Here is a 26,217-nt window from a genome sequence, read left to right as displayed (position 1 = left end):
AAAAAATTTAGGTAAACGAGCATGTCAGATCTCGATACCCTCGCAATGCAAGGGATAGAACAACAAACAATGGCGCAGTTTACGCAAAGCGCCTACTTAAATTACTCGATGTATGTAATTAAAGACCGTGCACTGCCACATATTGGCGACGGTTTAAAACCAGTACAGCGTCGAATTGTGTATGCGATGAGTGAACTAGGCTTATCAGCAGCAGCTAAATATAAAAAATCAGCCCGTACCGTGGGTGATGTACTCGGTAAATATCACCCTCATGGTGATAGTGCGTGTTACGAAGCCATGGTACTGATGGCGCAGCCGTTTTCTTACCGCTACCCGCTGGTGGATGGTCAAGGAAACTGGGGTGCGGCAGATGATCCTAAATCATTTGCCGCAATGCGTTACACCGAAGCGCGTTTATCTAAGTTCTCTGAGGTTTTATTAAAAGAACTAGGCCAAGGCACAGTTGATTGGATCCCTAACTTCGATGGCACTATGAAAGAGCCTGAAGTATTACCTGCACGATTACCGCATATTTTACTTAACGGGATAACCGGTATTGCAGTAGGTATGGCAACAGACATCCCACCGCACAATGTGCGTGAAGTAGCTAATGCCTGTTGTACGCTATTGGATCAGCCAAAGACTGAACTTGAAACCATTTTAGATATGGTAATTGCCCCTGATTATCCGACTGATGCAGAAATTATCACGCCGAAGGCTGAAATTCGCAAAATGTATCAAACTGGTAAAGGCTCTATCAAAATGCGCGCGGTGTATACCGAAGAGCAGGGCGATATTGTAATTACGGCTTTACCACATCAGTGTTCCGGTGCGAAAGTGCTTGAGCAAATCGCAGCGCAAATGCGTGCGAAAAAATTGCCAATGGTAGCTGATTTACGTGATGAATCAGACCATGAAAACCCAACACGTATTGTAATTGTACCACGTTCAAATCGCATTAAAGCTGAGCCATTAATGGCGCACTTGTTTGCAACGACAGATCTTGAACGCAGTTACCGTGTTAACTTAAATATGCTTGGTTTAAATGGCCGCCCGCAAGTTAAAGATTTAAAAACAATTTTATCTGAGTGGTTAGTATTTAGACGCGAAACAGTGCGTCGCCGTTTACAATATCGCTTGGATAAAGTGTTGGCGCGTTTACATATTTTAGAAGGCTTACTTATTGCCTTTTTAAATATCGACGAAGTGATTGAAATCATCCGCACGGAAGATGAACCAAAGCCAGTACTAATGGCGCGTTTTGGTATCACCGAAACTCAAGCAGAAGCGATTTTAGAACTTAAACTTCGCCATCTTGCTAAATTAGAAGAAATGAAAATTCGCGGTGAGCAAGATGAGCTTGCCAAAGAGCGTGATAAGCTTGAATTAACACTTGGTTCAGAACGTCGTATGTCGACCTTACTGAAAAAAGAAATTCAAGAAGCAGCTGAGCTTTATGGTGATGAGCGTCGCTCACCTGTAGTTGAGCGTGGCGAAGCAAAAGCGCTAAGTGAAAAAGACTTAATGCCGTCAGAAAGTGTAACAGTAGTGCTTTCTGAAAAAGGCTGGGCACGATTTGCTAAAGGCCATGATATTGATGCAGAGGGCTTAAGCTACAGAGCAGGCGACAGCTTTAAGTCGCTAGCTAAAGGTCGCAGCAATCAGCCGAGTGTATTCTTAGATAGCTCAGGCCGTGCTTTTGCAACTGAAACCCATAGTTTACCGTCGGCGCGAAGCCAAGGCGAACCTATGACAGGCCGCTTTAACCTTGCTCCTGGTGCTAACCTTGAACACGTTGTGATGGGTGAAGAAAAAGCAAACTTCTTAATGGCATCTGATGCGGGCTATGGCTTTATTGCTGAATTTAATGATTTAGTCAGTAAAAATAAAAATGGTAAAGCTCTGGTAAGTATTCCAGAAGCTGCACTTTTACTGACGCCGCAACCAATTCACGATATTACATCTGACCGCTGTTTAGCAATCTCGAACGAAGGGCGCATGCTGATCTTCCCAATTCGTGATTTACCAAAACTAGGCAAAGGTAAAGGTAATAAGATTATCTCTATTCCTAGTGCCCGCGTTAAGGCGCGTGAAGAGTTTGTTAAAGTGCTGGGTATTGTGCCTGATGGCGCATCTGTTACTTTACATGCTGGTAAGCGTAAACTCACACTTAAACCGAGTGATTTAGAACATTACTATGGTGAGCGTGGCAGACGAGGTAATAAGTTACCGCGTGGTTTACAGCGTGTGGACTTAATGGAAGTTGAGTTTACCACCGCACAAGAACTGATCGACGAGGCTATTGATCCGGAAAATACCGGAGAGTAGTAACAAAGCTTAGTGCCGAAAAGCGTCGAAAAACGTTAAAATAGCGAAAACCAGTCTCAATTTGGGACTGGTTTTTTTATAAACTGTGTTTTTTAGCTTACACATGTTAGCTAAAATTCGTATAATGGCGCGCTTAGTTATTGGAGATGTTATTTTGATATTTGCTGTTCGCTTAGTACTGCTTGCGATTTTTATCTTTTTCAGTGCGATTTTTGGTTTGCTGTTGTGTTTAGTCATGCCATTCAACCGAAACCATGTACACCGTTTTGCTTCTTGGTACGGTAGTATGCATGTACTTTTGGGTGCAAAAGTAGATATCAAAGGACTTGATAAATTAGATAAAGAAAAGTCATACGTGTTTGTCTCGAATCATCAAAATAATTATGACTTATTCACCGTAACCAATGCGGTACCAGAGAATACCGTAAGCATTGGCAAAAAAAGCATTCGTTTTATTCCGTTTTTTGGCCAGCTTTACTGGCTCTCGGGAAATATTTTAATTGACCGTAATAACAAATCTAAAGCCAAAGGCACGATTGATAAAGCGGCATCAAAAATCAAAAACGATAAAATTTCAGTCTGGTTATTTCCTGAAGGCACACGCAGTTATGGCCGAGGACTATTGCCGTTTAAAACGGGCGCGTTTCATACTGCAATGCAAGCTGAAGTGGAAGTGGTTCCGGTGTGTATGAGCACCACAACAGGCCGTATTAAATTAAATCGTTGGTCAAATCCAACTATTTATGTTGAGTTGCTTGATCCAATCTCATTAGATAAGGATGTATCAGCAAGAGAGCATGCGAAACGAATCCATGCTATGATGCAAAATAAGATTGAACAGCTAGATGCTAAAGTAGAGAGCGATTGTGGAAAACTGGCGCGAAATTAGTGAAGATATTGTTGAGTCATTATTAGAAGATGGCTCAAATCCAGACAAATTATATGAAGTAGAACACCACTTTGTATGTGAAGATTTTGATAAGTTAGAAGAAGCTGCGCTTGCTGCTTTTAAACTTGGCTTTGATGTTGAAGACCCAGCTGAACTTGAATTAGAAGATGGCAGCAAAATTTGGGGCTTTGACGTTGTTGTAGAGTGCGAACTTGATGCAGAACTTATTCTTGAAGATGTTGATAAACTTATCGACCTCGCTGCAAAAGCGGGTGTGGAATACGATGGCTGGGGCACTTACTTTCAAGAGTAAGTACTGAAATCATCAATCGAATACAAAAAATAGCGCCTTATGGCGCTATTTTTATTGGCTGTCATCTTGTGAGAGATTGAACGGGGAGAACAATAGAATCGGCACTAAAATAAGCGTATGAATGGATAACCAAGCAAGTGTACCCTCATAAACGCCCAGTGCTGTTACCGCTGTAAATAACGCAAGCGCCGAAGATACCACCGCTAATAACCAATAAAGGCCGATGGGGCTATTACTATCAAGTCGCATACTTTCAGCACACTGGTTACTTTTGCAATAACACGACATTGCGATGACTACCGTCACAAATGAAAAAGCAATCAATAAAACTTCCATGGTTATTTCCTGCAAAGGCTTTATGGAAGTAAGAGTATATTGCTTAGATTTTCAAGTCAATAAAAATGATAACTATTATCAATTAAATTTAACCTAGGATAATGTGAGGTATAAATCGGGAGGTATCTTGGGTGATTGGCGAGCTATCTTCGCGAATAGTTAAGCCGCAACTTTGATGATTCACCAGCCAACTGCCGATTAAGGTATGATTGCCATCAAAAACAGGTAGTGGCGCAAGTGCTTGCACAATATAGCCTTCTTCACCGTAGCAACCCTCACTGTGCACTCGACCTTTGGTTGGATGATGCCAAGTGATGTTAGCACCTTCACGGCCAAAAATCGGTTTTTGCACATAACCATTATCTAAACCATCACCGATATTATTTGCAAAATAGGCAGGTAACAAGTTGGGATGATTAGGAAACATTTGCCACAGTAGCGGCAGCAAGGCTTTGTTCGACAGAATTGCTTTCCACTCAGGCTCAATAAAGCGGGTATGGGTCGTTATTATGTGTTTGGCAAACGCGTCCTTAAACAAGTCTTCCCAAGGGTAGAGCTTAAATAAGTGATTGATTGGCGTATCTTCGGGATCAAGTAATTGCCCTTTATGATCAACCCCAATTTCTTCAATTGGAAAGCGTGCTGTTGCAATGCCTGCCTGATATGCGCAATCTTGAAGATAGCTGACAGTGCCTTTATCTTCGAGCGACCCCTCTGAATAGCAAAAACTCAGCTGATGCTTTAAATTGAGTTCGCTAAAGCGGTTAATTAAACGTTCTTGAATGCTGTTAAATTGATCAGCCTGACGGGGAAGTACAGCTCGGTCAACTTGTTGCTCTAACCACATCCATTGGAAAAACGCAGCTTCGTAAATTGAAGTTGGCGTGTCGGCATTATATTCCAATAGTTTTGCAGGGCCCTTACCATGGTAAGAAAAATCCATGCGGCCATATAGGCTTGGTTCTTTTTGTTGCCAGCTGCGCTTTATCAATGACCAAAAGTCTTCAGGAATGGCAAATTGTGTTAACCAATACTCATCGTTAATTACCTTTTCGACGGCTTGTAAGCACATTTGCTCAAGTTCATTGGTTGGATCTTCAATATCGTTTTCGATTTGCGCTAGGGTAAACTGATAATAAGCAGATTCATCCCAGTAAACTTCGCCATCAATCGTCGAAAATTCAAAGCCAAAGTATTCGGCCTGCTGTTTAAGATCAGGCCGAATAGGTGCATTACGGCGAAACATTAACCGCCATAGCTCCGTGAAGAAGCGCGGCTACCGAATCCTCCGCGAGAACGCGACACCGATTTAGGTTTCGAAGTAAATTTTACTTTCGACTTTTTAACCATAACTGTGCCACGGTTGTTAATCGAGCCAATCAGTTGGTTATTGCTATTGCGGAAGTTAAAAAAGTCATCTTTTGAGCGATACAGCGGCTTACTGCCACCATAAGAACTACCGCCAAAGTAGGCATATTTTTTACGCTTTTTCTTTTTCGCGTAATCCAGTGCTTCATCAACTGCTTCAGCGACAAGGCCAATCATAAAACCAGCCATAATAGGTCGCCAAATACTGTTGTTATCACGCTCGCATTGGTCAAAGCCAAAATCACTTTCACAGTTAGATTCGGATGTGTATTTAGGTGCTTCAACAAGATGATTAGCAAGGGCTTCTTGATATTGTACTTCACACTCTAAGCGTTCAACACCCCATTGTTCGCAGTCATCAACATCTTTGAATAACAGCGCGGATTCATCGCTTTCGCCACAGCCGGTCAATCCAAAACCAGCACCGAGCATTAGTGTGAGTTTGAGTTTACTAGTTCGCTTCATGGTGCCTCCTAGTAAGTCATACAGGCGGCATTTAAAATTCCAGTTGCAAGTGAAGCAACGGCTAAAAAGATACCAGCGCTGATTTCATCGTTATTAATGCGCTCAGTAATTTTAGGCATATAAATTTTAACAGCAAAAAAGGTGATTAGTTGCATTACGCAGGCAATAACACCCCAAATCGAGAAATCAATAATTGATACAGAGTTTATAGCGGCACTGGCAACAGGTAGGGTAAAACCTAAAAACGCACCGGCAAAGGCAACTGCAGCTGTGCGGTTATTTTGCTTCATTAAGGTCCATTCACAGTGTGGGGTAACCAGTGTGTAGATAAAAATAAAGCCAAGAATTAATACATAACCAAGGGCAAAATAAAGCAAAAACGGAACAAAGCCCGCAAGTGAATCCATAATCATTATTGTTATACTCCAAAAAACAAATAGCAGTATGCGAGGATTAAGTTAATGTTTTACGCATACTGAGGCAGGTTAGTCTTGTAGCACAGATAAATGTTCAAGCTCGCGATAAAGCTCTTCTTCATCTCCCATGTTCAATTCGATAAGGCGTTTTAAGTGGGTCACACTGTCGATTTCAATTTGTTCACAGCGTAATCCCAATTGTGTGTTTTCAACATGCGCAAGTGAAACCATCATTTCAATAATAATATCGCTGTTTGATAACTGAAACGATAGCGTTGCACTTTTAGCAAGATCACACGCCGTAGGCCAGTTTTCAGGTTTTTTAATCAGTGCACCTTTTAGTGAAAGGTCCAAAAGCTCAGCACTGTACTCAACACCTTGAAAAGTTAAGGTGGCAGGGGTGCGATAAATAATACGGGTGAACTGTCGTCTTTCTTGCATTAGGTACGCTCCTTATCGTCATCACTAAAGCATAGCTGATTAACAAAAAATATTAAATATTTTCATGCTGATATGTTTAAATAGCGGGCGCCAATTATGGAATTAAAATTTACAGGGAAAAATCATGTCAGAACAAGTGACAGAATGCATTGAAAAACAAAAGATTGACCACGGTGAATTGAAAAAAACCGGCTTTTGGTTAAACCAAGTATTTATGATTGTATCGACCATTGTTGGGGTGTTTTTGGCCGCGCAAAGCGGTTTAGAACAAGCGCTAAAATTCGATACGCTAAGTAAAATGGAAGACAACTATTATCTTCGCATGTCGTTATACGATGAATTAAATGATGCGGTGATTGAATTAGAAGCCTACGCACAAATACTCGCTAAAAGCCCACCTAAAAACGTGATTCTTGAGCAGCGCCCAATGCTAGACAAATATGTTTGGCAAACAATGAAATATAACCCAACAACGCTAGAAACACCGAGCGAAATTTTATCGGAAGTGCGCCGTTTTTACGGCAAAGCCGATCGGACGATAGATCAGGTGGGTCGTTGGGCGATTGGTTCAAAACATGCTTCAAAATTATTATTAGAACAAACGGAATATTTTAAAAATGGCCCGTTGCTCACATTAAAAGCAAGTGCCGATGACCTTAAACGATTACTTGCAAAAGAAGATATACAAATTGGCGTATTAAAAGGAGAGTAATGAGCCATGACCAAACGTTGTCCTAAATGTATTAATGTGGCGTTAGAAGTGACACATTATTGCGGTGAAGAAATCGATGTGTGTCGTCAATGTGGTGGATTATGGTTTGAGAAAAACCAAGTTAACCGCATGATTGAAGAGATTAATGATGGCCCGATTGGTGAATGTTATAGCCATCATTTTGGTGAGCTACTTGGTAAAACAGAGTTAAATTGCCCTGATTGTGGCGAGCACTTAGAAGCGGTGCATCTATTAAAAGATTATGAAACCGAGCTTGATGTTTGCCGCAAATGTGATGGCAGTTGGATTGATAAAGACGAGCTAACTTCGGTAGAAAATAGTCCAGAACTGCGTAGCGCGTTAGATGAACTGAATAAAAAGGTGTCTTGGAAAACCTATTTGTTTCAGTTTTTAACGCAAATGCCAGTGGAATATAACTTAAAAACGAAATCAAAACCTTGGGTTAACTGGTCGTTAATCGCCCTTAATATCATCATTTTTTGTGCTTATTTCTTTAATATCGAAAGCTTTAATTTTGTTATTGAAACGTTTGCACTTACCCCTAAAGATGTGATGAATGGTCAAGAAGTATGGACATTATTGACCTGTGTGTTTTTGCATGGCTCGGTAATGCATTTGGTAGGGAATATGTATTTTCTCTATATCATTGGTGACAATTTAGAAGATGCGTTAGGCCATAAAAAGTACCTTGCTTATTACCTTATATGTGGCTTAGGCGCTTCGTTATTTAGTTTGCTTTTATCACAAAATCCAAATATTCCATCGGTTGGTGCAAGTGGTGCAATCGCTGGTTTATTCGGTATGTATTTAATGTGGTTTAGACACGCTAGCCTGACCTTTATGTTTATTATTTATCAGAAAAAGCTTAGCGCGGTTTGGTTCTTTGCGATTTGGATTGCGATAAATATTTTTGGTCTAGTTGCGCTACAAGACGGTGTTGATTATGGCGCACACATTGGTGGATTTGTTGTGGGCTTAATTATCGGTTATTTCTTAAAAGAGAAAGTACTTGCTGACAATCCGCTGATTAAACTACTTAATCAGCCTGAAGCAGTATTAAAACGTTAGCATTAAACGGATTAAAAAAGCCCGCAAATGTGCGGGCTTTTTTTGTATTGCGTGAAAACCTATTAACCGATTTTCTTGTACTTAATACGTTTAGGTTGCGCAGCTTCTGCACCAAGCGTTTTCTTAAGCCATGCTTCGTATTCGGTGTAGTTACCTTCGAAGAAGTTAACTTGACCTTCATCACGGTAATCAAGAATATGCGTAGCAATACGGTCAAGGAACCAACGGTCGTGCGAGATACACATTACACAGCCTGGGAATTCTAAAATCGCATTCTCAAGGGCACGTAGTGTTTCAACATCGAGGTCATTGGTAGGCTCATCGAGTAAGATCATGTTACCGCCAGCTTTTAGAAGCTTAGCTAAGTGAAGACGGTTACGCTCACCACCTGATAAGTCTTTAACGTATTTCTGTTGGTCATTGCCTTTGAAATTAAAGCGCGATACATAAGCACGGCTGGCAATTTCAAAGTTACCAATTTTCAGTACATCTTGGCCTTCAGAAAGTTCTTGGAATACCGTTTTTGAGCCGTCTAAATCGTCACGGAACTGATCAACCGTTGCAAGCTGAACCGTTTCACCAAGTTCAAAGTTACCTGCATCTGGCGTTTCTTGACCGCTAAGCATACGGAATAAAGTTGATTTACCTGCACCGTTAGCACCGATAATACCAACGATAGCGCCTTTTGGTACTGAGAAGCTTAAATCATCAATCAGCACACGATCACCGTAGCCTTTTTTGATGTTACTTACTTCAAGTACTTTATCACCTAGGCGAGGACCTGGTGGAATAAATAACTCGTTAGTTTCGTTACGTTTTTGATAATCAGACTGCTGTAGCTCTGAGAATTGTGCCATACGCGCTTTTGATTTAGCCTGACGGCCTTTCGGATTTGAACGAACCCACTCAAGCTCTTGCGCAATTGATTTCTGACGTGCTTTTTCCGCTTTTTCTTCTTGCTTCAAACGCGCATCTTTTTGTTCAAGCCATGATGAGTAGTTGCCTTCCCAAGGAATACCTTCACCGCGGTCTAGCTCTAAAATCCAACCAGCTACGTTATCTAGGAAATAACGGTCGTGGGTAATCGCTACAACAGTGCCTTCGTAATCGTGTAAGAAACGCTCTAACCATGCTACTGATTCAGCATCTAAGTGGTTAGTAGGTTCGTCGAGTAATAGCATGTCTGGCTTTTCAAGTAATAAACGACAAATTGCCACACGGCGACGCTCACCACCTGAAAGTACTTTAATAGGTGTGTCCCACTCAGGTAAACGAAGTGCATCAGCAGCACGCTCTAGTGCGTTATCCAGATTGTGACCATCGTGCGCTTGAATAATTGCTTCAAGTTCACCTTGCTCTTTTGCTAGCGCATCAAAATCAGCACCGTCCATTGCGTATTCAGCGTAAACTTCGTCTAAACGCGCAAGGGCGTTTTTAACTTCAGAAACGGCTTCTTCAACTGTTTCGCGAACAGTTTTGTTTTCGTCTAATACTGGTTCCTGCGGCAGGTAACCAATTTTTGTATCAGGGAACGCGCGCGCTTCACCTTCAAATTCAGTGTCAACGCCCGCCATAATACGAAGCAAGGTAGATTTACCTGCACCGTTTAAACCAAGCACACCAATTTTTGCGCCAGGGAAAAATGAAAGCGAGATATCTTTTAAAATAGTACGCTTTGGCGGCACTACTTTACTTACACGGTGCATCGTGTAGATAAACTTATCCGGTAAAGGCATGAATAATCCTATAGTGATTCTAGTAATTTAATTGCTGCATATTGTAGTGCGATAAATGGGGTCATTCAATGTCGTGATGTATTTAAAATGACATTCTATTAAGTTAAGGTAAGGTATTAAAAAAATTATAGAAATTGCTTAACTATGTTGGCTGCTCGCAAAATCCCTGTTTTTATATTGGTTTCTTCACTGATTTTAAGCTTGCCCGTGTTTGCTGAAGCGAAACCTAAAGTTGGTTTAGTGCTTGGCGGTGGTGGTGCTAAAGGGGGCGCACATATCGGTGTTTTGCGCGTGCTCGAATCTAATAATGTAAAAGTTGATTATATTGCGGGCACCAGCATTGGTGCTTATGTTGCAGGTATGTATGCCCTCGGTTATTCAGCAGATGAAATTGAAGCATTTATGCTGAATGAAGATTGGGATCAAGGTTACTCTGATGATATTCCAAGGCAAATTTTGCGCTATCGCGATAAAGAACTGCGAGATAAATATAATTTAAAGCTTAATCTTGGTATTCAAAATGGCGCCATAACCGCATCTACAGGACTTTTGGTTGGTCAAAGTATGAGTCGTTTACTACGCAACTCAACGCGCACTGTACATTTGTTTGACGATTTTGACCAACTTGCCATTCCATACCGTGCTATCGCTACTGATCTTTCGACCAGTGAAGCAGTGGTGATTTCATCTGGCAGCATTGCCGAAGCGATGCAGGCATCTGCGTCTGTACCTGGTGCAGTTCAGCCTACTGAAATTGATGGTCGTTTATTAGTGGATGGCGGTATTGCCAATAATTTGCCAATTGATGTTGTAAAAGCAATGGGCGCTGACATTATTATTGCCGTTGATATCGGTGCAGCACTTGCCAGTTCAAATGAGTTTACCTCAACGGTTGAAGTGCTTGGCCAGCTTTCAACTATTTTAACTAACGCATCGACCCAATGGCAAAAACGTTTACTGAGCGATAAAGATATTTATATTCGTCCAGACATTGATGATTTAAGTACTACAGATTGGGCGGATTTAGCTGAATCGTTAAATCGTGGTGTTAAAGCCGCAGAAAATGCGGTGCACCGGTTTAAGGCGCTATCAGTTTCAGACAGTGAATTTCAAGCTTATGTTTTAGATAAACAAGAGCGCAGTAAGCAATGGTTTAACCCAATTAACAACCCAGTATTAGCGATTTCCCTAGATAATCACTCTAACGTGCATAACAAGCTAATTTTAAAACACTTTTCAATTAAACCTGGTGATACGCCTTCTGAACACGATGTACAGCAAGCTGTTGGTCGAGTATATGCGCTCAATGAGTTTGAACGTGTTGAGACCGAGTTTAAGGATACCGAGCAAGGGCGAGTGTTAGTATTAAAAACCGTGGGTAAATCTTGGGGGCCAAATTACTTAGATTTTGGTGCCAATTATCAAAGTGATGTGACTGTTAATTCAGTGCTTTCAATTGATATGGCATATACCCGCACTGGAATTAATGAGCTGGGTGGTTTATGGCGAAATGAGGTTTCACTTGGCTTTGAAGAGTATTTTGCCACAGAGTTTTATCAACCATTAAATGCCGAGGATGATTATTATGCTCGCGCCCGTATCGCATTTATTCAAGACCGCTATAAATTACAAACTGTAAGCCAAGCTTACTTTGACTTAGAAAAAAATCACCTTCGCGCCAACTTAGCGGCAGGATATAACCTCAATAATTTTTGGCGCTTTGAAGTGGGAACATTGCGCGATGTTGGAGAGCTCGAACAAAAATCGATTGTTAATGATAAATTCCCTTATGATCAAACGGGGGTATTCTCGACCTTGATGTATGACAGTTTAGACAGCATTAGTTTTCCGACCCAAGGCAATCGATTTCGAGTTTATTATGGTCGTTTTAATGAAGCTTATGATGACAGGTTAGACCCAGCAAGCAGTCGTTACAGCTCAAAATACAAAATTGACTGGCGCGGTGCATTTTCAATAAAACACCACGCACTGGTCGGGACTATGTCATTTGCGAACTATCACTCAGATGGCCTGTTTACAGTGAATACCGAAGGTCTTGGCGGATTTTTGAATTTATCGGGCTATGGCAAAAATGTTTTAAATGGTCCGAAAAAAGCCTTTGGTGCGGCAATTTACCAATATGATCTTGGCCGAGATATGCTCAATATGACCAGCATGCCACTTTACTTGGGCATTAGTGCAGAGGCAGGCAATGTGTGGAATGTAAATCAAAGCGTTGATTTATCAGAACTGATTTTTGCCAGCAGTTTATTCGTCGGTACAGATACCCGTTTTGGCCCTGCAGCCGTGGGTTTTGGTTTTAGTGATGATGGCGAGTCGAGCTTTTTTGTTTCATTAGGTAAACATTGGTAGTTTTATAATTAATTTAAATGAAACTTCTTTTTTGTATTTTAAATTTTTATGTATGGATTTAAAAATATCATTAAAAATACACTGTGAAAATTTTTCAATCCCTGTTTAAATAACTTCACATAGACAAAGTAGGCAAGGGCGCTTTTTAAGCGTACAATACGCCCTTTATCCCACAACCATCTTCTATTTAGGAGTAACCATGTTAGAACGTAGCATGAATATCTCGGATTTTGATCCAGAACTATTTGGCGCAATGGAAAAAGAAAAGCAGCGTCAAGAAGAGCACATCGAACTTATCGCGTCTGAAAACTACTGTAGCCCGCGTGTACTTGAAGCACAAGGTTCTCAGTTAACTAACAAATACGCGGAAGGTTACCCTTACAAGCGTTACTACGGTGGTTGTGAGCACGTTGATGTTGTTGAGCAATTAGCAATTGATCGCGCAAACGAATTATTTGGCACTGACTACGCAAACGTACAACCGCACGCAGGTTCGCAAGCTAACGCAGCTGTATTCCAAGCGTTACTTCAGCCGGGCGACACAGTTTTAGGTATGAGCCTTGCACACGGCGGTCACCTAACTCACGGTTCACACGTAAACTTCTCAGGTAAAACGTACAACGCAGTTCAGTACGGCCTAAATGAAGAAACAGGCGAAATCGACTACGCACAAGTTGAAGCGCTAGCACTAGAGCACAAACCAAAAATGATCATCGGTGGTTTCTCAGCATACTCAGGTATTGTTGATTGGGCTAAGTTCCGTGAAATCGCTGACAAAGTAGGTGCTTACCTACTAGTTGATATGGCACACGTTGCAGGCCTTGTTGCTGCTGGCGTTTACCCAAGCCCAGTACCATTTGCACACGTTGTTACTACAACTACGCACAAAACATTAGCGGGTCCTCGTGGTGGTCTAATCGTGTCTAACTGTGGCGACGAAGAGATTTACAAAAAGTTAAACTCTGCGGTATTCCCAGGTGGCCAAGGTGGTCCTCTATGTCACGTTATCGCTGCTAAAGCGGTTGCATTTAAAGAAGCACTAGAGCCTGAGTTCAAAGCATACCAAACACAAGTTGTTAAGAACGCACAAGCTATGGTAGAAGTATTCAAAGCACGCGGCTACGACGTTGTTTCTGGTAAAACAGACAACCACCTATTCTTACTTGATCTAATCAACAAAGATATCACAGGTAAAGATGCTGACGCAGCGCTAGGTAATGCATACATTACAGTTAACAAAAACTCAGTACCTAACGACCCACGTTCTCCGTTTGTAACATCAGGTCTACGTATTGGTTCACCTGCTATCACGCGTCGTGGCTTTAAAGAAGCAGAAGCGAAAGAGTTAACAGGTTGGATCTGTGATGTTCTAGACAACATCGAAGATACTAAAGTACAAGACGAAGTTCGTGAGAAAGTTAAAGCAATTTGTGCGAAACACCCTGTTTACGCATAATGTTTTCTCATAGTTAACATGTTATGATAAGGCCGCTTTTTTGCGGCCTTTTTTATTTCGGGAATTGTTTATGCATTGTCCATTTTGTACAGCTAATGACACTAAGGTAATAGACTCGCGTTTAGTGGGTGGTGGTCATCAGGTGCGTCGTCGTCGCGAATGCAATGAATGTCACGAACGTTTTACTACTTTTGAAGGCGCGGAACTGGTGATGCCCCATGTAATTAAGCAAGATGGCAGCCGCGAGCCCTTTAATGAAGACAAACTTCGCAATGGTTTACGCCGTGCACTCGAAAAACGCCCTGTTAGCACCGAACAAGTAGAAGAAGTGGTGCATCAAATAAAATCACAACTGCGTGCGACGGGCGAACGTGAAGTCGCCAGTAAAACGGTTGGCGAGTTTATTATGGAAGCGCTGAAAAAACTCGATAAAGTGGCCTATGTGCGCTTTGCTTCCGTATATCGCTCATTTGAAGATATTAAAGAATTTGGCGAAGAAATCGCGCGTTTGGGTGAATAATTAGATGTTAGATAGTCGTTTTTCTGAACGTGACCATTTTTTTATGTCACGTGCTATCGAACTTGCCAAACGTGGTCGTTTCACCACAACACCTAACCCGAATGTGGGATGTGTGATTGTAAAAGATGACCAGATTATTGGAGAAGGTTTCCATATTCAAGCGGGTGGCCCTCATGCTGAGGTGCATGCGCTTAAAATGGCAGGTGACAATGCCAAAGGCGCAACCGCGTATGTTACGCTTGAGCCGTGTTCACACTATGGTCGCACGCCGCCATGTGCTGAAGGCCTAATTAATGCGGGTGTTAGCCGCGTAGTTGCTGCTATGGTTGATCCAAACCCAGAAGTCGCAGGTCGTGGTTTAAAAATACTCGAAGATGCCGGAATCGAAACCGATTTTGGCTTACTAAACGATGAAGCAGAAGCACTCAATTTAGGCTTTTTAAAACGCATGCGTGCTAACTTGCCGTATGTGCGCTGTAAGCTTGCAGCCAGCCTAGATGGCAAAACTGCTTTGCATAATGGCGAAAGTAAGTGGATTACCTCCAGTGAATCGCGCCGTGTTGTACAAGCATTACGCGCCGAAAGCTGTGCAGTGCTGTCGGGCGCCGATACTGTGATCATCGATAACGCGAAATTAAATGTGCGCTTTGATGAACTTGATGAGCATGATGCAAAACACAGTCCTCGCCAGCCAATACGCGTGATTATTGATTCGCAAAATCGTTTAACACCCGACCTCGCGTTATTTCAGCAACAATCTAAAATAATTATTGCACGTACAACACTTGATAATTCACACACTTGGCCGCATTTTGTTGAACAAGTTGTGGTGAAAGATAACAATAGCAAAGTTGATTTACCCGCATTAATGGCAATGCTAGCTGAGCGTAGTATTAACTTAGTGTTGCTAGAAGCAGGTGCGACACTGGCAGGCAAAATGTTTGAAGCGAATTTAGTGGATGAGCTTGTGCTATTTATGGCGCCTAAATTAATGGGTCATACCAGCAAAAGTTTAATTAATTTGCCTGCGTTTGACGCCATGTCTCAAGTTCCTGAACTTGAAATTAAAACCCTTAAACATGTAGGGCAGGATATTTGCCTGCATGCATTGGTAAAAAGAAATTAATATGTTTACAGGCATTATAGAAGCAACGGGTACTGTTGCTGCAATTGAAATGATTGCAGGTGATATGCGCGTTACTATTAACTCAGGCAAACTGGATTTAGGCGACGTTAAATTAGGTGATAGCATCGCAACTAACGGCGTATGTTTAACCGTGATTGCATTAACCGGGCAAGGTTATGTTGCTGATGTGTCAAAAGAAACCCTATCTCTCACCAACTTTGAAAGCTACCAAGTTGGACAAACGGTTAACCTTGAAAAAGCCTTAATGCCGCAGTCGCGTTTGGGCGGGCATTTAGTTTCGGGTCACATTGATGGTATTGCAACCGTCACCCGTATTGAACCTAATGCACGTGCTACTGAGTACTGGCTGAGTGCACCTTCACATCTAGTCAAATACATCCCGTATAAAGGTTCTGTATGTATTGATGGGATTAGCCTTACTGTAAACGAAATAAACAGCAATGAATTTAAGCTAACTATTGTGCCTCACACTGCAGGCGAAACCACTATTCGTGGCTTTAAAGTAGGTAGCAAAGTGAATTTAGAAGTGGATCAACTTGCTCGTTATTTAGAGCAATTACTGATGCCACAACAAGAATCAAAACCGACAAGCACTCTCACTCATGAGCTTCTAGCGCAAGCTGGCTTTATGAATCGATAACCAGTCGCAAGCAAAGGTAACAAAATGAGCTTACACACTGCAGCAGAAATTATTGAAGATATCCGCCAAGGTAAAATGGTCATTCTGATGGATGACGAAGACCGTGAAAATGAAGGCGATTTAATTATGGCATCTGAGCACATTAGTGCCGATGCAATTAACTTTATGGCGACTCACGGCCGTGGTTTGATTTGTTTAACGCTTACACAAGAGCGTTGTCAGCAGCTTAATTTACCGCTGATGGTAAGCAATAATGGTGCACAGTTTTCGACTAATTTTACGATGTCGATTGAAGCGGCAAAAGGTGTAACAACGGGTATTTCAGCAGCAGATCGCGCACGCACAGTGCAAGCGGCTGTGGCAAAAGGTGCAGTGCCTGAAGATATTGTACAGCCGGGTCATATTTTCCCAATTATGGCGCAGCCAGGTGGTGTTTTAACCCGTGCAGGACACACTGAAGCGGGTTGTGATTTAGCGCGATTAGCAGGTTGTGAGCCATCGTCAGTAATTGTCGAAATTCTAAATCCAGATGGCACCATGGCGCGTCGTCCAGACTTAGAAGTATTTGCTAAAGAGCACGGTTTAAAAATGGGCACCATTGCTGATTTAATTGAGTACCGCAACTTAAATGAAGCCACTATTGAACGTGTTGCTGAATGTAAGCTACCTACAGAGCACGGTGAGTTTGATTTAATCACCTACAAAGACACTATTGACGGTGAGCTTCACTATGCGATGAAAAAGGGTGACGTTAAAGAGAACGATGCAACCTTAGTACGTGTTCACTTACAAAGTACGTTTAATGATATCTTGCTTTCAGATCGCGCATCTGATCGCAGCTGGACGCTTTCAGGCGCGATGAAGTACATTGCCGAAAATGAAGGCGTGTTAGTTATTTTAGCAAGACACGAAAATCCAGAAGATTTAGAAGCGTTATTTAAAGCGTTTGAAGCGCAAGACAAAGGTGAAAGCCCAAGTGTGCGTAAGTTCCAAGGCACCTCGCGTACTGTAGGTGTTGGTTCACAAATTTTGGCTGATTTAGGCATTCATAAAATGCGCTTAATGAGCATGCCGAAAAAGTATCATGCAATTTCAGGTTTTGGTCTTGAAGTTGTTGAATACGTTGAGCCGAAATAAGCTTAAAAATAAGCCTAAAAAAATTTAATTTAGTATGATAAAATCCGCGCCTTTGCGATTGCGCGATAAATGAATTAGCCAAAGAGAAGGGCATAAAATGAAAGTGATTGAAGGTAAATTAAACGCTCAAGGGAAAAAGTTTGCTATCGTTATTTCTCGCTTTAACGATTTCATTGGTAAAAGCTTACTTGATGGTGCAGTTGATACCTTAAAGCGTATTGGTAACGTAAACGATGACGATATTACCGTTGTTTATGTACCGGGTGCTGTAGAGCTTCCTTTAGCAGCAAAGCGCATCGCAGCAAAGAAAGAATTCGATGCAATCATTTCACTTGGTGTGATTATCCGCGGTGGTACACCGCACTTTGACTTAGTTGCTAACGAGTCAAATAAAGGCCTAGCAAGTGTATCGCTAGACTATGATATTCCTGTAGCGTTTGGTGTTTTAACAACTGAAAACATCGAACAAGCGATTGAGCGTGCAGGCACCAAAATGGGCAACAAAGGCGGCGAAGCTGCACTTGGCGCACTTGAAATGGTTAACCTGTTAGAACAAATTTAAGGGTACTTAATGAAACCAGCAGCTAGACGTAAAGCCCGTAAACTGGCGTTACAAGCAATTTATTCATGGCAAGTAAGCGGTAATCCGGTTGCAGATATCGAACAACAAATGCTTGTTGAAAACGATGTAAGCAAAATTGACGTTGATTACTTTAAAGACTTAGCGCGTGGTGTTGCGGTAAATCATAAGGCGCTAGATGAGGCTGTTACGCCGCATTTAGATCGTCCTTTTGACGACATCGATTTAATCGAAAAAGCGATTTTGCGTCTATCTTGTTATGAACTTAAGTTCCGTGAAGACGTACCTTACAAAGTTGCTATCAACGAAGGTATTGAGCTGGCAAAATTATTTGCCGCTGAAGATAGCCATAAGTTTGTTAATGGGGTGCTAGACAAGACCCAAAATCAGCTTAGAAAAAAATAATTGGAGAGCCGGCTTTAGGCCGGCTTTTTTGTGCATGCAAGAATTTGAATTAATCTCTCACTTTTTCAAAGGGCGCGGTGTCGCACGCAAGGATGTGTCACTAAGTATTGGTGATGATGCGGCGCTAATTAATGTGCCAGAAAACTGCCAGTTGGCAGTAACCACCGATACCCTTGTTGAAGGGGTTCATTTCTTTAAAGATATTGACCCAAAAGCACTTGGTTATCGTGCACTTGCCGTAAACCTTAGTGATCTCGCTGCTATGGGAGCTGAGCCTGCGTGGATTTCTGTGGCGCTTACCTTGCCAAAAGCAGAGGCTCAATGGCTTGAGCAATTCACGCAGGGAATGCATGAAATTGCTGAGTACTACAATGTGCAAATTGTTGGTGGTGACACTACGCAAGGCCCGTTGACGATTAGTATTTGTGCTAAAGGTTTCGTGCCAAATGGCTGCGCGCTGACGCGAAGTGGTGCAAAAAATGGTGACTGGATTTTTGTTACTGGCACACTTGGTGATGCAGGGCTTGCCATTGATAGCAAGTATGGCAAGGTATCGCTTACTGAGCAGCAATTCAATGATGCCAATAAAGCATTTGATTACCCAACGCCACAAGTGGCAGCAGGGCAAATGTTACGTGGCAAAGCAACTAGCTGTATTGATATTTCGGATGGTTTAATTGCCGATATTGGTCACATTTGTCAGATGTCAGGTGTGGGCGCAAAACTGTTTGCTGAAAATATTCCGCTGGCTGCAACGGTTAAAGAAGTGTTGCCACTTGAAGCTGCGCTTAATTATGCATTAGCTTATGGTGATGAATATCAATTGTTGTTCACCGTGCCAGAAGAGCACAGAACCACCGTTGAAATGACGCTTAAACAATATGGTGTTGCAATAAGTTGTGTTGGCCAAATTACAAATTACACAGGCAAAGTAGAATTAACATTAAATGGTAAGCCTTTCGCTCTTGAACAGGGTGGTTTTGAGCATTTTAATGCAGAGTAATAGGAGTGTGCGTGGCACAATTTAATTTAAAAAAGTTTTCGCATTTTTGTGCACTAGGTTTTGGTTTAGGCCTTGCACCTAAAGCACCAGGTACATTCGGTACGTTTGCAGCAATCCCTTTTATTTTACTAACGATGATGTCGCCTCTTTGGTTGCAGTTGATTGTGGCTGTTGCAATTTGTGGCATTGGTATTTGGTTTTGCGATGTGGCAAGTCGCGATGCTGGCGTTCATGATCATCCCTCCATTGTCTGGGATGAGGTTGCTGGGTTTTATATCACCATGATTGGCGCGGCTATTTCTTGGCAAACCTTGCTGGTTGGCTTTATCTTATTCCGCTTTTTCGATATTGTTAAACCTTGGCCGATCAAGTTGCTCGATAAACACGTAAAAGGTGGCTTTGGCATTATGGTGGACGATATTCTAGCTGGAATATTTTCCCTAGGGTGCTTACAGTTAGTGCTTTATTACGGGCTAATTTAATAATGAGATAAACCGTGCTGTTTCGCTTAATACTGTTATTAACCTTAGTACTTTTAAGTACCTTTAAATTTGCCTACGCATCGCTTGATGATTATGTGGTTAAGCAGTGGCATATTCAGCACGGACTTGCATCACAATCACTTAAAAATATTGTACAAGACCAGCAGGGCTATTTATGGATTGGCTCTCAGTTTGGTTTAAGCCGTTTTGACGGTAACCGCTTCACCAATTTCAATGTTAACAACAGTGACTTTCTTCCCAGTAATGCAATTAACAGCTTATTGCTCGACAACGATGGTTTTCTGTGGATTGGTACTGACAATGGGCTCGTAAAATTTAGCCCAAGTGAGCTTAGCTTTGAACGCTTTAGCTTAAATGGTCCAGTTCGCGATATTGTACAAGATAACAACGGTCGTATCTGGATTGCATCAAACAGCCTTTATCTGTACTCCAACAAAAAACTCAATACCATCTCTCAACTGCTGGGTGTGAGCGACACCAATAATAACTTCAGCAATAAACGTAACGCGTTAGTAAAACTGATTGGTGAAGTGCGCAAAATGGCACTTTCGCCAGATGGTATTTGGTTGATTAACGATCGCTTTTTGCTTCGTTTACAAAGTTTGGCAAATGCCACAACTGGTAAAATCCGTTTTGAAATCACAGAGCGTATTTCACTGCCACAACGCTTAGCCCAGTCAGTACTGTATGATATGGCTTGGCTTGAGGGTGATTTGTTTATTGCATCGGAAGTGGGCGCTTACTTTTTAGATATTGACCAAGAGTTAAGACCTTTTTCATTGCCCTATGCAAATAACGCCACAGTATATAAGTTTATGTATGACTCGGATGGGTCGCTGTGGGTCTCAACCAAAGGACGCTTGCTGTATCGCGATAGCAGTGGTATTTGGCAATGGATTGAGCCATCTGATCTTGAACAAACCATCTGGTTTTCAGATATTTTCCGTGACCAAGACGATAACATTTGGCTCGCTAGTTTAACGGAAGGTTTATGGCAAGCGCGTCCAAGCCAAGTGAAACGTCACCGTGACAGCAAAGGATTAAATCAGCCAGTCACCACACTAAAGTTTGGTCAAGATAATCAGCTGTGGCTTGCTACTAGCAGCGGCATTGGTTATCTCGATGATAAAGACAAGTTTACGCTTGAAATCGCTGCTGCCAAATTGGGCGGTTTAACTGTACATGACTTGCATTTTCAAGGCGGGCGTTTATTTATAGCCACCAACCGAGGTGCTTTTGTCTACGATAATAAAGAGCTTCGTAAACTCGATGCTGCGGCACTTCGTTCTACAGCGGTGTTTGCAATCGAAAGTGCAGAACAAGGCGGTTTATGGATTGCGACTGACAGAGGTTTGTATCGCCTCGCATTTAATGGCCTTCGCTCGTTTGTTTATAACTCGTTTCTTGATAGCAAATATATCACCTTTATCAATGAACAAAATGGTAATGGCTATTTAGGCACTTCACGCGGCGCTTACTTTTTCAATGAGCGTGGCATTGAACGTTTAGCAATGGGCAGTGCCCTTGCAGAATCGCATATCAGTTTTATTTTGCCAGTTGAAAATAAATTGTTTGTTGCAACCCAGAATAACGGTCTTTTTTACCGCAGTGATAAGCGTGTTTGGCGTCAATTAGATGTTTCAAATGGTTTACCGTATGGCCCTATTTTAAGTTTGTATTTTGACGAGGCTTTACAACATTTATGGGTCAGTACCAGCAAAGGCGTTTACCGTATGCCGGTAAAACAATTTGAAGAGAACGCCCATTCACTGCAAGTAGAACAAGTTATTTCGCCATACAATAAACAACTTGATGGCAAAACCAGTCAATGTTGTTCAGGTTATGCACTCGGGGCGATTGCATCACTAGATTCGAGTTTATGGTATCCGAGTAAATCGGGGTTAGTTGAAATTCCAACGAATATCCGCCTTTTTAGCGAAAGTGACATTAGGCCGATTATTGAAACCGTAACTGCCGATAATAGTGGTGAACAACATGTTTACCCAGTGCCAGAAATGGATACTTTGACACTCAAAACCCAAGAGCGAAATCTAACGCTCGGTTATACCGCAATAAATTATCAGTCGGCGTCGAATATCGATTTCCGTTATCGTTTGGTTGGCCTTGATGGTGCGTGGCGTGAAGCAAATAACAGTCGCGAAGCAAACTATGCGAATTTACCTGCTGGTAAGTTTGTATTTGAGTTACAAGCAAAGCGTCCAGCGCAAGATTGGAGTAGCGCCGATACCATTTCGCAAACGCTCATCATTCCAAAAGCGTTTGATGAAACCGTGGTGTTTCGTTTAATCGTAGTCATGTCGTTTATTCTTGCTCTGTATATTGTGTTTCTGTTCTATCGCAATCAAGAGCGCCGTAAGCAAGAAGAACTAGAGCGTTTAGTTGAGACGCGTACCCAAGCCCTTATCTCAGCGAACGAGCAGCTTAATGAAGCAAATGATCGGTTAAAACTGGTCAGTCACTCAGATGAATTGACCGGTCTTCGCAGCCGTCGCTTCTTGTTTGACCAGCTGCCAAAAGATATCGAACATTTCCAAAGTAACCGCGAAAGCCTTGAAATTCAGGGTAAATGTATGGCGTTACTGATTTTGAATTTAGATAAATTTAGCCATGTGAATGATGTGTTTGGCTCTTTCGCTGGTGATAACTGTTTGCAGCAAATTGCCTCGATGCTAACTGAGCAAGTGCTTGGTGCCGACTATGTTGTTCGCTGGAGTGGCGATGAGTTTCTTATTCTACTCAGAGACATGCAAAAAGGGGCTGTGCATCAGTTTGCGCGCAGTATTAGTCACCAACTTGCAGAGCAAGAGTTTGTGATGCCTGATGGCCGCAAAGCCAAATTAACAGGCTCTGTGGGCTGGGCGTTTTATCCACTTCCATTACTGGGTGGGCAAATTATTAGCTGGGAAACTTCAATTAAAATTGCGGACATTGCGCTGCAAAAAGCGAAGGCGAAAAAACCGGGCAGTGTGGCCTATTTTAGCTTTTCAGATAATATAGATGCATTTGAATTTGAAGACAGTGAACGCATTGCGAGTCAGCTAGAAATGCTGCTTGAAACTGAGCAAGCTAAGCTACATATTTCAGAAATTTAAAATTGTTGAGTGTCAGGATTAAGAATTCAGATTTCAGAAAGTTTCTGAAACCTGAACTCTAATAAGATAGGCTACTTAGAAAGGTAGTCTTTGATACTTTGTGCAATACCGTTGGCATCTAAGCCAAGCTCCGCATGCATCTCTTGTTGCGTACCATGTTTAATAAACACATCTGGTAGGCCTAAGTTAAGCACAGGAATATTTAACTTTTCAGCCATAACAAATTCATTAACCGCAGAGCCTGCACCACCCATTAGCGCATTATCTTCAAGTGTAACTAGTGTGCTATGAGTTTCAGTCAGTTGCTTAATTGCATCACCATCAAGCGGTTTAACAAAGCGCATATCTAATAGTGTTGCATCAAGCTCTTCTGCAACTTTCTTAGCTTCATCGAGTAAAGTACCAAAACTTAGAATAGCTGTGTCTTTGCCTTCACGAACGACTTTGGCTTTACCAATTTCAAGTGTTGTCATGGTGTCATTTGGTAATAACTCGCCAGCACTGCCACGAGGATAGCGCACGGCACTTGGCCCTTGATGAAGATGACCTGTGTAAAGCATTTGACGACATTCATCTAAATCACTTGGCGCCATAATCACCATATTTGGAATACAGCGCATAAAGCTTAAGTCGTAAGCACCTTGGTGAGTTTCACCATCGGCACCAACAAGGCCTGCACGGTCAATGGCAAACATCACTGGTAAGTTTTGCAGTGCGACATCGTGAATAAGTTGATCGTATCCACGCTGTAAAAAGCTCGAATAAATCGCGACAACAGGCGTTAACCCTTCACACGCTAAACCTGCACCAAGCGTAACAGCGTGCTGCTCGGCGATTGCTGCATCGTAATACTGATTTGGGAATTCTTTTGAAAAGCGTACCATGCCTGAACCTTCACGCATGGCAGGTGTAATAGCCATTAGTTTAGGGTCTTTTGCTGCCATATCACATAACCAATCCCCAAATACTTTTGAGAAAGTCGGTGCACTTGGTTTTGACTTAGGTAAGCTCGTTTCACTTGGGTCAAACTTTGGTACGCCGTGGTAGCCAATTGGATCAGCTTCCGCTGGTTTGTAGCCTTTACCTTTTTGCGTACGAACATGAAGCAGCTGAGGCCCTTTTAAGTTACGCATATTGCGAAGAGTGTCAGTTAACATGCCAACGTCGTGGCCATCAATCGGGCCAATATAGTTAAAGCCAAGCTCTTCAAAGAAGGTGCCTGGAATTACCATACCTTTAAGGTGCTCTTCCATACGACTTGCCAGCTCTTTTACTGGTGGCATGCCTGAAAGTAACTTTTTACCGCCTTCGCGAATATTGGTATAAAAACTACCTGAAAGAATACGTGCAAAGTGGTTGTTAAGCGCGCCCACGTTTTCTGAAATCGACATTTCATTGTCGTTCAAAATAACCAGCATATCTGGGTTTAAGTCACCTGCGTGATTCATCGCTTCAAATGCCATACCAGCAGTCATAGCACCATCACCAATTACCGCCACAACTTTACGGTCTTGGCCTTCTTTTTCTGCGGCAAGTGCCATACCAAGCGCAGCAGAAATTGAGGTACTTGAGTGACCAACGCTGAATGTGTCGTATTCGCTTTCTTCACGGAAAGGGAACGGGTGTAGGCCGTCTTTTTGACGAATGGTGTGCATTTGCTCACGGCGACCCGTTAAAATTTTATGTGGGTAAGCCTGATGGCCAACATCCCAAATTAAACGGTCAAACGGTGTGTTGTACACATAATGCAGGGCAACTGTTAATTCAACAGTACCTAAGCCAGATGCCAAGTGGCCGCTGCTTTGTGAAACGGAATTAAGTAAGTAATCTCTCAGTTCGTTACTGAGCTCAGCAAGGTTTTGCTGCGGAATATCACGCAGTTCTTCCGGCGTATTGGCTAAGCTTAATAACGGATACTTGCTACTATCAAATGTCATGATGTTTTAAATTCTATCCTAAAAATAAGTCGCCAATTTATTGTTGTAAGTTATTTGGCGCACTAGGGATCAGTGATCTCTAGCAATTATATATTCTGCAATGGCTTTGAGTCGACCTGTATCGGCGTCTATTTCTGACAAAGCATCAATTGCTTGGTTCACAAGCGAGTGCGCTTTTTCTTTTGCGCCTTGTAATCCCAGTAGTGCAGGGTATGTGGCTTTATTTGCTTCAAGGTCTGAACCTTGCGGTTTGCCTAACGTCTGCGTATCGCCTTCAATATCAAGAATGTCATCTTGCACTTGGAAGGCAAGGCCAATTGATTCAGCATAACGCGCTAACGCCGCAATTTCTATCTCACTTGCATTACCTGCAAGTGCGCCCATAGTAATTGCTGACTTTAATAGTGCCCCTGTTTTTAGCTTATGAACACGTTCCAGTTGTGCAAGGGAAATCACTGAATCGGTTGCAGCTATATCAAGGGCTTGTCCGCCACACATGCCTACTAAGCCAGATGCATTCGCCAAAGTATGCACAATTTTCAATTGGTTTTGTGCTGATGTGCTTACAAATGGCGCTTCGGTTATGGTTTCAAACGCAAGGCATTGTAGAGCATCACCTACTAAGATAGCGGTCGCTTCATCAAATGCAATATGACAAGTGGGGCGGCCGCGGCGTAAATCATCATCATCCATTGCGGGTAAATCGTCATGCACCAATGAATAGCTATGAATACATTCAATGGCAGAGGCGATGCGATCTAAATCTTCATCTTTAGCAGCGAATAGCTCACCGGTTAAATACACTAAAATTGGGCGTAGTCGCTTGCCGCCATTTAATAAGCTATAGCGACACGCTGCAACGAGTTTTTCGTCACTTTCGAGCGTGTTTGGTGTGAGTTCGCTGAGATTTTTTTCTATACGTGGTAAATACGCAGAAATAATTGTTTCAATAGAGTTCAATTGACAGCCTATTGGTTAAAATCGACGAGTTGGGCCGAATCATTTTGGCCCATCAAGATTTGCACCTTTTGTTGCGCTTGTTCAAGTTTACTTGATGAGACAGAAGCTAATGCTATGCCGCGTTCAAAGTGCTTTAACGCTGTTTCCAGTGGCAAGTCACCGCGTTCCATTTCATTCACTATGGTAGAAAGTTCAGAAATGGCTTCTTCAAAGCTTAAATTCTCGGGTTTTTTGCTCGCCATGGGATACCTGTCACGCAATTAAAATAAAGAGGCCTAATTTTATGGTTATTGACTCGCTAATTCAATTTAACTTGTTAAATAGGCAAAATAATTTCACTAATACTTTGC

At 42.1% G+C, this 26,217-nt stretch carries 25 protein-coding genes; 16 read left to right on the top strand and 9 right to left on the bottom strand.

The window, feature by feature from the left end:
- Positions 1–21: 21 nt before the first annotated feature.
- From parC to rraB, 3 genes are all read left to right on the top strand, one after another.
- A complete protein-coding gene (gene parC / locus AAEU29_RS15410) occupies positions 22–2,328 on the top strand; it encodes a DNA topoisomerase IV subunit A (protein WP_421974148.1) in 2,307 nt (768 codons plus the stop codon).
- A gap of 154 nt (positions 2,329–2,482) precedes the next feature.
- Positions 2,483–3,217 carry a 1-acylglycerol-3-phosphate O-acyltransferase gene (locus AAEU29_RS15405; RefSeq protein ID WP_421974373.1) on the top strand — a complete coding sequence of 245 codons (735 nt, stop codon included), beginning with the start codon at positions 2,483–2,485 and terminating at the stop codon, positions 3,215–3,217.
- A complete protein-coding gene (gene rraB / locus AAEU29_RS15400) occupies positions 3,195–3,530 on the top strand; it encodes a ribonuclease E inhibitor RraB (protein ID WP_010561698.1) in 336 nt (111 codons plus the stop codon). Before AAEU29_RS15405 ends, rraB begins: the two co-directional genes overlap by 23 nt.
- Before the next feature lie 51 nt (positions 3,531–3,581).
- On the opposite strand, the gene AAEU29_RS15395 is transcribed toward rraB, so the two are convergent.
- From AAEU29_RS15395 to AAEU29_RS15375, 5 genes are all read right to left on the bottom strand, one after another.
- Positions 3,582–3,866, bottom strand: coding sequence for a hypothetical protein (locus AAEU29_RS15395; RefSeq protein WP_421974147.1), 285 nt, complete (start codon positions 3,864–3,866; stop codon positions 3,582–3,584).
- An 88-nt stretch (positions 3,867–3,954) separates the two neighbouring features.
- A complete protein-coding gene (locus tag AAEU29_RS15390; protein ID WP_421974146.1) occupies positions 3,955–5,112 on the bottom strand; it encodes a glutathionylspermidine synthase family protein in 1,158 nt (385 codons plus the stop codon).
- Positions 5,112–5,699: a DUF1190 domain-containing protein gene (locus AAEU29_RS15385; protein ID WP_421974145.1), complete on the bottom strand. Its 588-nt coding sequence runs from the start codon at positions 5,697–5,699 to the stop codon at positions 5,112–5,114. The genes AAEU29_RS15390 and AAEU29_RS15385 overlap by 1 nt, the downstream gene beginning before the upstream one ends.
- 8 nt (positions 5,700–5,707) lie before the next feature.
- A complete protein-coding gene (locus AAEU29_RS15380; protein WP_421974144.1) occupies positions 5,708–6,106 on the bottom strand; it encodes a DUF350 domain-containing protein in 399 nt (132 codons plus the stop codon).
- A gap of 78 nt (positions 6,107–6,184) precedes the next feature.
- Positions 6,185–6,556 carry a PilZ domain-containing protein gene (locus AAEU29_RS15375; RefSeq protein ID WP_421974143.1) on the bottom strand — a complete coding sequence of 124 codons (372 nt, stop codon included), beginning with the start codon at positions 6,554–6,556 and terminating at the stop codon, positions 6,185–6,187.
- Between the two features lie 124 nt (positions 6,557–6,680).
- On the opposite strand from AAEU29_RS15375, the gene AAEU29_RS15370 reads away from it, so the two are divergent.
- Together AAEU29_RS15370 and AAEU29_RS15365 are read left to right on the top strand one after the other, a co-directional pair.
- Positions 6,681–7,268 carry a hypothetical protein gene (locus tag AAEU29_RS15370; RefSeq protein ID WP_421974142.1) on the top strand — a complete coding sequence of 196 codons (588 nt, stop codon included), beginning with the start codon at positions 6,681–6,683 and terminating at the stop codon, positions 7,266–7,268.
- Positions 7,269–7,274: 6 nt separating this feature from the next.
- Positions 7,275–8,357, top strand: coding sequence for a rhomboid family intramembrane serine protease (locus AAEU29_RS15365; RefSeq protein WP_421974141.1), 1,083 nt, complete (start codon positions 7,275–7,277; stop codon positions 8,355–8,357).
- Positions 8,358–8,419: 62 nt separating this feature from the next.
- Here AAEU29_RS15365 and ettA read toward each other — a convergent pair whose 3' ends face one another.
- On the bottom strand, positions 8,420–10,093 hold the full coding sequence (gene ettA / locus AAEU29_RS15360) for an energy-dependent translational throttle protein EttA (RefSeq protein WP_421974140.1): 1,674 nt from the start codon (positions 10,091–10,093) through the stop codon (positions 8,420–8,422).
- Positions 10,094–10,237: 144 nt separating this feature from the next.
- On the opposite strand from ettA, the gene AAEU29_RS15355 reads away from it, so the two are divergent.
- From AAEU29_RS15355 to AAEU29_RS15305, 11 genes are all read left to right on the top strand, one after another.
- Positions 10,238–12,466: a patatin-like phospholipase family protein gene (locus AAEU29_RS15355; RefSeq protein WP_421974139.1), complete on the top strand. Its 2,229-nt coding sequence runs from the start codon at positions 10,238–10,240 to the stop codon at positions 12,464–12,466.
- A 199-nt stretch (positions 12,467–12,665) separates the two neighbouring features.
- Positions 12,666–13,922, top strand: a complete 1,257-nt coding sequence (glyA, locus tag AAEU29_RS15350) for a serine hydroxymethyltransferase (protein WP_010561692.1) — start codon at positions 12,666–12,668, stop codon at positions 13,920–13,922.
- A gap of 70 nt (positions 13,923–13,992) precedes the next feature.
- A complete protein-coding gene (gene nrdR, locus AAEU29_RS15345) occupies positions 13,993–14,442 on the top strand; it encodes a transcriptional regulator NrdR (RefSeq protein ID WP_038642469.1) in 450 nt (149 codons plus the stop codon).
- Between the two features lie 4 nt (positions 14,443–14,446).
- A complete protein-coding gene (ribD, locus tag AAEU29_RS15340) occupies positions 14,447–15,568 on the top strand; it encodes a bifunctional diaminohydroxyphosphoribosylaminopyrimidine deaminase/5-amino-6-(5-phosphoribosylamino)uracil reductase RibD (protein ID WP_421974138.1) in 1,122 nt (373 codons plus the stop codon).
- Between the two features lies 1 nt (position 15,569).
- Positions 15,570–16,229 carry a riboflavin synthase gene (locus tag AAEU29_RS15335; protein ID WP_421974137.1) on the top strand — a complete coding sequence of 220 codons (660 nt, stop codon included), beginning with the start codon at positions 15,570–15,572 and terminating at the stop codon, positions 16,227–16,229.
- Positions 16,230–16,253: 24 nt separating this feature from the next.
- A complete protein-coding gene (ribBA, locus tag AAEU29_RS15330; RefSeq protein WP_421974136.1) occupies positions 16,254–17,366 on the top strand; it encodes a bifunctional 3,4-dihydroxy-2-butanone-4-phosphate synthase/GTP cyclohydrolase II in 1,113 nt (370 codons plus the stop codon).
- A gap of 97 nt (positions 17,367–17,463) precedes the next feature.
- A complete protein-coding gene (gene ribH, locus AAEU29_RS15325; RefSeq protein ID WP_274762547.1) occupies positions 17,464–17,928 on the top strand; it encodes a 6,7-dimethyl-8-ribityllumazine synthase in 465 nt (154 codons plus the stop codon).
- Positions 17,929–17,937: 9 nt separating this feature from the next.
- Entirely contained in the window at positions 17,938–18,351 is a 414-nt protein-coding gene (nusB, locus tag AAEU29_RS15320; RefSeq protein ID WP_421974135.1) for a transcription antitermination factor NusB, read from the top strand.
- 34 nt (positions 18,352–18,385) lie between these two features.
- Complete coding sequence (gene thiL, locus AAEU29_RS15315) at positions 18,386–19,354, top strand: thiamine-phosphate kinase (RefSeq protein ID WP_421974134.1); 969 nt, start codon at positions 18,386–18,388, stop codon at positions 19,352–19,354.
- 11 nt (positions 19,355–19,365) lie between these two features.
- Positions 19,366–19,836, top strand: coding sequence for a phosphatidylglycerophosphatase A family protein (locus tag AAEU29_RS15310; RefSeq protein WP_421974133.1), 471 nt, complete (start codon positions 19,366–19,368; stop codon positions 19,834–19,836).
- Positions 19,837–19,850: 14 nt separating this feature from the next.
- Positions 19,851–22,970: a diguanylate cyclase domain-containing protein gene (locus AAEU29_RS15305; RefSeq protein ID WP_421974132.1), complete on the top strand. Its 3,120-nt coding sequence runs from the start codon at positions 19,851–19,853 to the stop codon at positions 22,968–22,970.
- 71 nt (positions 22,971–23,041) lie between these two features.
- Here AAEU29_RS15305 and dxs read toward each other — a convergent pair whose 3' ends face one another.
- The 3 genes from dxs to xseB all read right to left on the bottom strand — a co-directional run bounded on the left by dxs (position 23,042) and on the right by xseB (position 26,109).
- A complete protein-coding gene (gene dxs / locus AAEU29_RS15300) occupies positions 23,042–24,907 on the bottom strand; it encodes a 1-deoxy-D-xylulose-5-phosphate synthase (RefSeq protein WP_421974131.1) in 1,866 nt (621 codons plus the stop codon).
- Between the two features lie 69 nt (positions 24,908–24,976).
- A complete protein-coding gene (gene ispA / locus AAEU29_RS15295) occupies positions 24,977–25,849 on the bottom strand; it encodes a (2E,6E)-farnesyl diphosphate synthase (RefSeq protein WP_421974372.1) in 873 nt (290 codons plus the stop codon).
- A 26-nt stretch (positions 25,850–25,875) separates the two neighbouring features.
- A complete protein-coding gene (gene xseB / locus AAEU29_RS15290) occupies positions 25,876–26,109 on the bottom strand; it encodes an exodeoxyribonuclease VII small subunit (protein ID WP_421974130.1) in 234 nt (77 codons plus the stop codon).
- Positions 26,110–26,217: the final 108 nt, after the last annotated feature.

Source organism: Pseudoalteromonas aquimarina (genome assembly GCF_049257255.1).
Taxonomy (GTDB): domain Bacteria; phylum Pseudomonadota; class Gammaproteobacteria; order Enterobacterales; family Alteromonadaceae; genus Pseudoalteromonas.
Note: the sequence above shows the minus strand (reverse complement) of the source record. Positions and strands in the feature narration are given on the sequence as shown.

What these genes read in the sequence shown, in the direction of transcription:
- parC (WP_421974148.1), top strand. Translation starts at nt 22, where the DNA reads ATGTCAGATCTCGATACCCTCGCAATGCAAGGGATAGAACAACAAACA.
- AAEU29_RS15395 (WP_421974147.1), bottom strand. Translation starts at nt 3,866, where the DNA reads ATGGAAGTTTTATTGATTGCTTTTTCATTTGTGACGGTAGTCATCGCA.
- AAEU29_RS15390 (WP_421974146.1), bottom strand. Translation starts at nt 5,112, where the DNA reads ATGTTTCGCCGTAATGCACCTATTCGGCCTGATCTTAAACAGCAGGCC.
- AAEU29_RS15385 (WP_421974145.1), bottom strand. Translation starts at nt 5,699, where the DNA reads ATGAAGCGAACTAGTAAACTCAAACTCACACTAATGCTCGGTGCTGGT.
- AAEU29_RS15380 (WP_421974144.1), bottom strand. Translation starts at nt 6,106, where the DNA reads ATGGATTCACTTGCGGGCTTTGTTCCGTTTTTGCTTTATTTTGCCCTT.
- AAEU29_RS15375 (WP_421974143.1), bottom strand. Translation starts at nt 6,556, where the DNA reads ATGCAAGAAAGACGACAGTTCACCCGTATTATTTATCGCACCCCTGCC.
- AAEU29_RS15370 (WP_421974142.1), top strand. Translation starts at nt 6,681, where the DNA reads ATGTCAGAACAAGTGACAGAATGCATTGAAAAACAAAAGATTGACCAC.
- AAEU29_RS15365 (WP_421974141.1), top strand. Translation starts at nt 7,275, where the DNA reads ATGACCAAACGTTGTCCTAAATGTATTAATGTGGCGTTAGAAGTGACA.
- ettA (WP_421974140.1), bottom strand. Translation starts at nt 10,093, where the DNA reads ATGCCTTTACCGGATAAGTTTATCTACACGATGCACCGTGTAAGTAAA.
- AAEU29_RS15355 (WP_421974139.1), top strand. Translation starts at nt 10,238, where the DNA reads ATGTTGGCTGCTCGCAAAATCCCTGTTTTTATATTGGTTTCTTCACTG.
- glyA (WP_010561692.1), top strand. Translation starts at nt 12,666, where the DNA reads ATGTTAGAACGTAGCATGAATATCTCGGATTTTGATCCAGAACTATTT.
- nrdR (WP_038642469.1), top strand. Translation starts at nt 13,993, where the DNA reads ATGCATTGTCCATTTTGTACAGCTAATGACACTAAGGTAATAGACTCG.
- ribD (WP_421974138.1), top strand. Translation starts at nt 14,447, where the DNA reads ATGTTAGATAGTCGTTTTTCTGAACGTGACCATTTTTTTATGTCACGT.
- AAEU29_RS15335 (WP_421974137.1), top strand. Translation starts at nt 15,570, where the DNA reads ATGTTTACAGGCATTATAGAAGCAACGGGTACTGTTGCTGCAATTGAA.
- ribBA (WP_421974136.1), top strand. Translation starts at nt 16,254, where the DNA reads ATGAGCTTACACACTGCAGCAGAAATTATTGAAGATATCCGCCAAGGT.
- ribH (WP_274762547.1), top strand. Translation starts at nt 17,464, where the DNA reads ATGAAAGTGATTGAAGGTAAATTAAACGCTCAAGGGAAAAAGTTTGCT.
- nusB (WP_421974135.1), top strand. Translation starts at nt 17,938, where the DNA reads ATGAAACCAGCAGCTAGACGTAAAGCCCGTAAACTGGCGTTACAAGCA.
- thiL (WP_421974134.1), top strand. Translation starts at nt 18,386, where the DNA reads ATGCAAGAATTTGAATTAATCTCTCACTTTTTCAAAGGGCGCGGTGTC.
- dxs (WP_421974131.1), bottom strand. Translation starts at nt 24,907, where the DNA reads ATGACATTTGATAGTAGCAAGTATCCGTTATTAAGCTTAGCCAATACG.
- xseB (WP_421974130.1), bottom strand. Translation starts at nt 26,109, where the DNA reads ATGGCGAGCAAAAAACCCGAGAATTTAAGCTTTGAAGAAGCCATTTCT.